The 8,108-nt window shown below is 68.9% G+C and carries 10 protein-coding genes; 9 read left to right on the forward strand and 1 reads right to left on the reverse strand.

The annotated features are described in order from the left end of the window. The 6 genes from alr to tsaD all read left to right on the forward strand — a co-directional run. The coding region (gene alr, locus JO059_RS19095; protein ID WP_293321559.1) for an alanine racemase at positions 1–929 on the forward strand (929 nt) is incomplete at its 5' end. A 52-nt stretch (positions 930–981) separates the two neighbouring features. Further along, entirely contained in the window at positions 982–2,034 is a 1,053-nt protein-coding gene (locus JO059_RS19100; protein ID WP_293321575.1) for an alpha/beta hydrolase, read from the forward strand. Positions 2,035–2,146: 112 nt separating this feature from the next. Next, complete coding sequence (gene tsaE / locus JO059_RS19105) at positions 2,147–2,620, forward strand: tRNA (adenosine(37)-N6)-threonylcarbamoyltransferase complex ATPase subunit type 1 TsaE (RefSeq protein ID WP_293321561.1); 474 nt, start codon at positions 2,147–2,149, stop codon at positions 2,618–2,620. Continuing rightward, on the forward strand, positions 2,617–3,240 hold the full coding sequence (tsaB, locus tag JO059_RS19110; RefSeq protein WP_293321563.1) for a tRNA (adenosine(37)-N6)-threonylcarbamoyltransferase complex dimerization subunit type 1 TsaB: 624 nt from the start codon (positions 2,617–2,619) through the stop codon (positions 3,238–3,240). Before tsaE ends, tsaB begins: the two co-directional genes overlap by 4 nt. Beyond that, entirely contained in the window at positions 3,237–3,704 is a 468-nt protein-coding gene (gene rimI, locus JO059_RS19115) for a ribosomal protein S18-alanine N-acetyltransferase (protein WP_293321565.1), read from the forward strand. Before tsaB ends, rimI begins: the two co-directional genes overlap by 4 nt. Beyond that, positions 3,701–4,735 (forward strand): tRNA (adenosine(37)-N6)-threonylcarbamoyltransferase complex transferase subunit TsaD, encoded by a 1,035-nt coding sequence (tsaD, locus tag JO059_RS19120; protein WP_293321567.1) that lies wholly within the window; start codon positions 3,701–3,703, stop codon positions 4,733–4,735. Before rimI ends, tsaD begins: the two co-directional genes overlap by 4 nt. Positions 4,736–4,749: 14 nt before the next feature. Here the strand turns inward: tsaD and JO059_RS19125 are convergent, their stop codons facing one another. Beyond that, on the reverse strand, positions 4,750–5,394 hold the full coding sequence (locus JO059_RS19125) for a C39 family peptidase (protein ID WP_293321569.1): 645 nt from the start codon (positions 5,392–5,394) through the stop codon (positions 4,750–4,752). 305 nt (positions 5,395–5,699) lie between these two features. Between JO059_RS19125 and groES the strand changes: the two genes are divergently transcribed. From groES to JO059_RS19140, 3 genes are all read left to right on the forward strand, one after another. Next, the gene (gene groES / locus JO059_RS19130) at positions 5,700–6,002 is read left to right on the forward strand and encodes a co-chaperone GroES (protein ID WP_007167930.1); all 303 of its coding nucleotides are present in this window, start codon (positions 5,700–5,702) and stop codon (positions 6,000–6,002) included. Between the two features lie 88 nt (positions 6,003–6,090). Further along, on the forward strand, positions 6,091–7,713 hold the full coding sequence (gene groL / locus JO059_RS19135; protein WP_293321571.1) for a chaperonin GroEL: 1,623 nt from the start codon (positions 6,091–6,093) through the stop codon (positions 7,711–7,713). A 122-nt stretch (positions 7,714–7,835) separates the two neighbouring features. Continuing rightward, positions 7,836–8,108, forward strand: coding sequence for a type II toxin-antitoxin system Phd/YefM family antitoxin (locus tag JO059_RS19140; protein WP_293321573.1), 273 nt, complete (start codon positions 7,836–7,838; stop codon positions 8,106–8,108).

An 8,108-nucleotide genomic window follows, 5' to 3' on the forward strand; every position in this document is an offset into this window, starting at 1 on the left:
CCGACGGCATCACCGTCCCGATACTTGCGTGGTTGCATCCGCCCGGCATCGACTTCGCGCCGGCGGTGCTGGCCGATGTGGAAATCGCCGTGTCCTCGCAGCGCCAGCTCGACGAGGTGCTGGACGCCGTGCGCCGCACCGGCAAGACGGCGACGGTGACTGTCAAGGTCGACACCGGACTGAACCGCAACGGTGTCGCCCCGGCGCACTACCCGTCGATGCTGGCCGCGCTGCGCCGGGCCGTCGCCGAGGACACCATCCGGCTGCGGGGACTGATGTCGCACATGGTGTATGCCGACCAACCCGATAATCCCATCAACGACGTTCAGGCCCAACGCTTTTCCGATATGCTGGCCCAGGCGCGCAATCAGGGGCTGCGGTTCGAGCTTGCGCACCTGGCCAATTCGTCTGCCACCATGTCGCGGCCCGACCTGGCCTTCGACCTGGTGCGGCCCGGCATCGCGGTGTACGGCCTCAGCCCGGTCCCCGAGCGGGGCGACATGGGGCTAATCCCGGCGATGACGGTGAAATGCGCTGTGGCCCTGGTGAAGTCGATCCGCGCAGGGGAGGGGGTCTCGTATGGCCACACCTGGGTCGCCGAGCGTGACACCAACCTGGCACTGATGCCGATCGGCTACGCGGACGGCGTCTTCCGCTCGCTGGGCGGGCGGTTGGAGGTGCTCATCAACGGCAGGCCGCGCCCGGGCGTCGGCCGGATCTGCATGGACCAGTTCGTCGTCGATCTGGGCCCCGGACCGCCCGATGTCGCCGAGGGCGACGAGGCGATCCTGTTCGGGCCGGGAACCAGGGGCGAACCCACCGCCCAGGACTGGGCCGACCTTCTCGGCACCATCCACTACGAAGTGGTCACCAGCCCCCGGGGGCGGATCACCAGAACCTATCGCGAGGCCGAAACCGTTGAGCCCTGACAAGACCCGCGCGCGTCATACCGGTAGGGCCTGGCTCGCGGGAGGCGCGGGCCTGACGGCCGTGGCGACCATTGTGGGAGCATCTGCCCGCCGGTCCATGACCCAACGCGCCACCACAGTCGAAGACCCTTACGCGGACGAGGATTTCGACACCCTCTACGACGACCGCGGATATGTGGTCACCACACCCGACGGAGTGCCGTTGGCCGTCCGCGAAACCGGTCCGGCGGACGCGCAGGTGACGATGGTGTTCGTTCACGGATTCTGCCTGCGCATGGGTGCCTTCCATTTTCAGCGGACCCGGCTTCCCGACCGATTGGGCCCGGATGTCCGGATGGTCTTCTACGACCAGCGCGGGCACGGACGATCCGGTCAAGCCTCGCCCGAGAGCTACACACTGACCCAGCTCGGCGAGGACCTGGAAAGCGTGCTGCGGGCGCTCGCCCCCCGCGGGGTGGTCCTGCTGGTCGGCCACTCGATGGGCGGCATGACGGTGTTGTCCCATGCCCGCCAGTTTCCCGAACAGTACGGAAATCGGATCGTCGGCGCCGCGCTGATTTCCTCGGCGGCCGAAGGGGTTACCCGATCGCCGCTGGGCGAGATCCTGAAAAACCCTGCCCTGGAAGCCCTTCGGTTCACCGCCCGGTCCGCCCCCAAGCTGATGCATCGCGGCCGCAACGTGTCCCGATCGCTGATCGGCCCGGTGTTGCGGGCCGCGTCGTTCAGCGACCTGCAAGTGAGTCGAAGCCTGGATGCGTTCTCGCAGCGAATGATGAACGGCACCCCGATTGCCACCCTGGTCGGCTTTCTGGAGGCCCTGGAAAAACACGACGAAACGGGCGGGCTGTGGACGTTGCTCAAGGTCCCGACCCTGATCGCCTGCGGAGACCATGATCTGCTCACCCCGGACGAATACTCCCGGAAGATGGCGGCCTCGTTACCCCGGTCCGAGCTCGTCATCGTCACCGGGGCCAGCCACCTTGCGCTGCTGGACAAGCCGGACGCCATCAACGACGGGCTGGTCCGGCTGGTCCACCGAGCCGTTCCGGGGAAGATGACCCTGCGCTACCGGAGATTCCGGGAACAGTTCCGGCGCCGTGGCTGAAAGCGTCGACCCGCCGCGCCCGGCTTCGCCGCGCTTGCGATCGCCGCGGGCTGAAAGCGTCGACCCGCCGCGCCCGGCTTCGCCGCGCTTGCGATCGCCGCGGGCTGAAAGCGTGCTGGATGCAGGCACCGCCACGCTGGAACGCGTCGAGGACACCGTCGCGCTCGGCTCCCGGCTGGGCCAGCAGCTGCGGGCGGGTGACGTCGTGGTGCTGTCCGGCCCGCTCGGCGCGGGAAAGACGCTGTTGGCCAAGGGAATCGCCGCAGCGATGGACGTCGATGGCCCCGTCACGTCGCCGTCGTACGTGCTGGCGCGGGTGCATCCGCCCCGCCGCCCCGCCGCCCCGGCGATGATTCACGTCGACATGTACCGGCTATTGGACCATAGCGGCGCGGACCTGCTCGGTGAGCTCGATTCGCTCGACCTCGACACCGATCTCGACGACGCGGTCGTCGTGGTCGAGTGGGGGGAAGGCCTCGTCGAACGCCTCTCGGAGCGGCACCTCGACATCCGGCTGGAGCGCGTCACCCACTCCGACGTGCGGATCGCGGCCTGGCAATGGGTCTGTTCGAGGGCACGCCGATGACTCTCGTCCTGGCCCTCGACACCGCCACCCCGGCCGTGACGGCGGGCCTGGTGTGGCTCGAGGATATGACGGTGCTGGCCGAGCGGGTCACCCACGACGCCCGCGCGCACGCCGAGCGGCTGACCCCCAACGCGCTGGACGCCCTCGCCGACGCCGCGATGACGATGGCCGATCTCGACGCCGTCGTGGTGGGCTGCGGGCCTGGCCCGTTCACCGGGCTGCGGGCCGGGATGGCCACCGCCGCGGCGTACGGGCACGCGCTGGGCATCCCGGTGCGCGGGGTGTGCAGCCTGGACGCCATTGGGGTGCGCACCACCGGCGATGTCCTGGTGGTCACCGACGCCCGCCGCCGCGAGGTGTACTGGGCGCGCTACCGCGACGGGTTCCGCATGGCGGGACCCGGAGTTAATGCCGCCGCCGACGTCGACCCGGGTCCCGCCACGGCCGTCGCCGGCTCGCCCGAGCACGCCGCGCTGTTCGGCCTGCCGGTCAGCGGTCCCGCCCACCCGACACCCGCCGGCCTGGTCGCGGCGGTGCCCGACTGGGCGGAGCGCCCGCTTCCGCTCGTTGCGCTCTACCTGCGCCGCCCCGACGCCAAGCCCCTAGCGGCCCCCCGATGACCGCCCCCAGCGAGCCCGTGACCCTCGGCGCGTTGACGCCCGCCGACGCGGAGCGCTGCGCCGAGCTGGAGGCGGTGCTGTTCCCCGGCGACGACCCCTGGCCGGCGGTGGCGTTCAACCGCGAGCTGGCCGCCAAGCACAACCACTACGCGGCCGCGCGGGTCGGCGGCACGCTCGTCGGCTACGCCGGCATTTCGCGGTTGGGTCGCACCCCGCCATTCGAGTACGAGGTGCACACCATCGGGGTGGATCCCGCCTACCAGGGCCGCGGCATCGGCCGCCGGCTGCTTGACGAGCTGCTGGACTTCGCCGGCGGCGGCGCCGTCTACCTGGAGGTCCGCACCGACAACGAGGCGGCCATCGCGCTGTACCGCAGCGCGGGGTTCGAGCAGATCGGCTTGCGCCGGCACTATTACCGAGTCAGCGGCGCCGATGCCTACACGATGCGGCGGGATCCCGAATGACCACACTGCTGGCCATCGAAACCTCTTGCGACGAAACCGGAGTCGGCATCGCGCGCCTGAGCGCGGACGGCACCGTGACCCTGCTCGCGGACGAGGTGGCGTCCAGCGTCGACGAACACGTCCGCTTCGGCGGCGTCGTCCCCGAGATCGCCTCACGGGCGCACCTGGAGGCGCTCGGCCCCACCATGCGGCGCGCGCTGGCGGCCGCCGAGCTCAGGAAGCCCGACGTCATAGCGGCCACCATCGGCCCCGGCCTGGCGGGCGCGTTGTTGGTGGGAGTCGCTGCGGCCAAAGCGTATTCGGCCGCCTGGGGGGTGCCGTTCTACGCGGTGAACCATCTGGGCGGCCACCTGGCCGCCGACGTGTACGAGCACGGACCGCTCCCGGAGTGCGTGGCCCTGCTGGTGTCGGGCGGTCACACTCACCTACTACATGTCCGGTCGCTCGCCGAGCCGATCGTCGAATTGGGCAGCACCGTCGACGACGCCGCGGGCGAGGCCTACGACAAGGTGGCGCGGCTGCTGGGACTGGGCTACCCCGGCGGCAAGGTGCTCGATGACCTGGCCCGCACCGGCGATCGGAACGCGATCGCGTTTCCGCGCGGCATGACCGGCCCGGCCGACGATCCGTACGCCTTCAGCTTCTCCGGGCTCAAGACGTCGGTCGCCCGGTATGTGGAGAGCCATCCCGACGCGGCCCGTCTTTCCAAAGCCGATGTCGCGGCCGGCTTCCAGGAATCCGTCGCCGACGTGCTCACCATGAAGGCCGTGCGGGCCGCGTCCGCGCTTGGTGTCTCGACGCTGCTGATCGCGGGGGGAGTGGCCGCGAACTCACGGCTCAGAGAGCTGGCGGCGCAACGCTGCGCAGAGGCGGGCCTGATGCTGCGGATCCCGAGGCCGCGGCTGTGCACCGACAACGGGGCGATGATCGCCTGTTTCGCCGCACATCTGGTGGCCGCGGGCGCACCGCCGTCACCCCTGGACGTGCCGAGCGACCCCGGCCTCCCGGTGGTGAAGGGCCAGCTGCCCTGACTCTTGCGGCCGGCTTACTGGGTGACGATCAGCAGGTCGTTGCCGGTGGCCCAGGCCTGCGTGAAGGTGGCCATCGGGATCTGCTCGTTGCGGCCGTTGGGGGTGCCGCTGTCGTTGAGGTGGACGATGTCGTTTCGGGTATCGACGCCCGTGACGACGACGGCGTGGTCGGCCTCGGTCCGGTTGCCCTGGCCCGCCGGGTAGTTCCAGATGGTTTCGGCGTTGAGGGCTGCGATCACCTTGCGGCCGGCGGCCAGGTCCTGCTCCACGGTGTCCATGGTGTTGCCCGTCGTCAGCTGGGATTGGATGCCGTACTTCTGCAGCATCACGACCAGATCCTCGGGAGAGGTGCCGTCGAAGTGGTAGACCCGGCCACGGTGGGCTTCGCTCTTGGTGAACATGCCGCGCAGTTCGATCCCGGTCTGGGTGGGTTCTTTTCCTTTGATCTGGCCGACGACGTCGGCGACGGCCATCAGGCCGCAGTCCTGCTGGTGCTGGTAGCGCCAGTAGGGTGCGGCGGCTCCTGGGTCGCCGTACATCTGCCCGTTCGGATCGGCCCAGGCCAGCGCGGTGTGGGCGCCGATCAGTCCCACGGCAACCGCGACCACCAACGCGGCCGCGCCGGTGGTGCGGGCCCAGCTGAGGATGCCGGTGAACATGACGTCATTGTTAGCACTCACCGGCTCGCGCGGGGCCGGTTTCCGGCGTCGCTATGAAGCAGTGGGGCGGCCTTGAGTGCTAGCACTCTCATGTATAGAGTGCTAGGTGGCAATCGGACGATCCCCTGTGCCGGCACCCGCGACGACGGCGCGAGGGCGCGGCCGAATGCCGAATCACCTGATAATCCGGGCGGTTCGGGGCAGGTCCTCGGACCGACCGCCAACTCCGGTCCGGGGACCCCGGCCCGCTACCAACACCGTGGGGCGAAGGCCCCGCCCGATGAAATAAGTGGAGGGCTCCAATCGTGGCGAAGGTGAACATCAAGCCACTCGAGGACAAGATTCTCGTGCAGGCCAACGAGGCCGAGACCACGACCGCTTCCGGTCTGGTCATTCCCGACACCGCCAAGGAGAAGCCGCAGGAAGGCACCGTCGTCGCAGTCGGCCCCGGCCGGTGGGACGAGGACGGCGAGAAGCGGATCCCGCTGGATGTGTCGGAGGGTGACACCGTCATCTACAGCAAGTACGGCGGCACCGAGATCAAGTACAACGGCGAGGAATACCTGATCCTCTCGGCACGCGACGTGCTGGCTGTCGTATCCAAGTAAGACCGTGTCCCGCCCCGGCGATCCCCGCGCACGAGAGCGGGCGATTTCCGGGGCGGCATGCGTTCACAGCGTGGGGTGAAGGAACCTGATGAGCAAGATCATTGAGTACGACGAAACCGCCCGTCGCGCAATGGAAACGGGCGTCGACAAGCTCGCCGGCGCGGTCCGGGTCACGCTCGGTCCGCGCGGCCGGCATGTGGTGCTGGCCAAGGCATTCGGCGGACCGGCGGTGACCAACGACGGCGTCACCGTCGCGCGTGAGATCGAGCTGGAAGACCCGTTCGAAAACCTGGGCGCCCAACTGGTCAAGTCGGTGGCCACCAAAACCAACGACGTGGCCGGCGACGGCACGACAACGGCGACCGTGCTGGCGCAGGCGCTGGTCAAAGACGGCCTGCGGATGGTTGCGGCCGGCGCCAACCCGATCGCGCTGGGTATCGGGATCGGCAAGGCCGGCGACGCGGTGTCCGAGGCCCTGCTCGCCTCGGCCACCCCGGTGTCCGGCAAGGACGCGATCGCTCAGGTGGCGACTGTCAGCTCGCGCGACCAGCAGATCGGCGAGCTGGTCGGCGAGGCCATGACCAAGGTCGGCGCCGACGGCGTCGTCAGCGTCGAGGAATCCTCCACGCTGAGCACGGAATTGGAGTTCACCGAGGGCGTCGGTTTCGACAAGGGCTTCCTGTCCGCATATTTCGTGACCGACTTCGACTCCCAGGAAGCCGTGCTCGAGGACCCCGTGATCCTGCTGCACCAAGAGAAGATCAGCTCGCTGCCCGACCTGCTGCCCCTGCTCGAGAAGGTCGCCGAATCGGGCAAGCCGCTGTTGATCATCGCCGAGGACGTCGAGGGCGAGGCCTTGGCCACCCTGGTCGTCAACTCGATTCGCAAGACGCTCAAAGCGGTCGCGGTCAAGGCGCCGTTCTTCGGTGACCGGCGCAAGGCGTTCCTCGAGGATCTGGCGGTTGTCACGGGCGGCCAGGTGATCAACCCCGACACCGGCCTGCTGCTGCGCGAGATCGACACCGACGTGCTGGGCTCCGCCCGTCGCGTGGTCGTCAGCAAGGACGACACCATCATCGTCGACGGCGGTGGCTCCAAGGACGCCGTCGAGGGCCGGATCAAGCAGCTGCGCGCCGAGATCGAGAAGAGCGATTCCGACTGGGACCGCGAAAAGCTGCAGGAGCGGCTCGCCAAGCTGGCCGGCGGCGTCGCCGTCATCCAGGTGGGCGCCGCCACTGAGACCGCTCTCAAGGAGCGCAAGGAAAGCGTCGAGGATGCGGTCGCGGCCGCCAAGGCCGCCGTCGAGGAGGGCATCGTCGCCGGCGGGGGCTCGGCGCTCATCGGGGCGCGCCAGGCGCTGGACGACTTGCGTAGCTCGGTCAGCGGCGACGAGGCGCTGGGCGTCGACGTGTTCTCGCAGGCGTTGGAGGCGCCGCTGTACTGGATCGCCACCAACGCGGGGCTGGACGGGTCGGTGGCCGTCCACAAGGTCAGGGAGTTGCCAGCGGGGCACGGGCTGAACGCGGAGACGCTCGGCTACGGCGACCTGGTTGCCGACGGTGTCATCGACCCGGTCAAGGTCACGCGGTCGGCGGTCCTCAACGCGGCGTCGGTAGCCCGGATGGTGCTCACCACCGAGACGGCGGTGGTCGACAAGCCCGAGAAGGCGGACGACCATGGTCACGGTCATCACCACGGCCACGGGCACTAGCCCGCGCTGTACGGAGCACCCCCGGTATCGCCGGGGGTGCTTTCGTTTTGGGTAACTCTGTTCGAAAGCGAAGGATATCCTCTGCCGCCGCGCTTTCCAGGCTGCGTGTAACATGTGTACACATGAGTACTTATAGCCTGCGGGATTTGCGCGGAAGCCTGGGCGCTGTCGTGCGCGCCGTGGCCTCGACAGGCGAAGAAGCCATTATCACGGACAGTGGTACCGAGGTGGCGGTGATCATCAGCCTCGCCGACTACGAGCGCCTGCACGAGCACGCGGATGTTGTTGACGCGCTTCAATTGCGCGAGCTACGGGCTAACGCGTTTCGTACACTGCCGCTGGCGGAGATGCTCGACGCGCTTGGTGTCGACGCCGGCGCTTTCGCAGCCGGATGA

The sequence above is a fragment of the Mycobacterium sp. genome (assembly GCF_019247615.1).
GTDB lineage: Bacteria > Actinomycetota > Actinomycetes > Mycobacteriales > Mycobacteriaceae > Mycobacterium.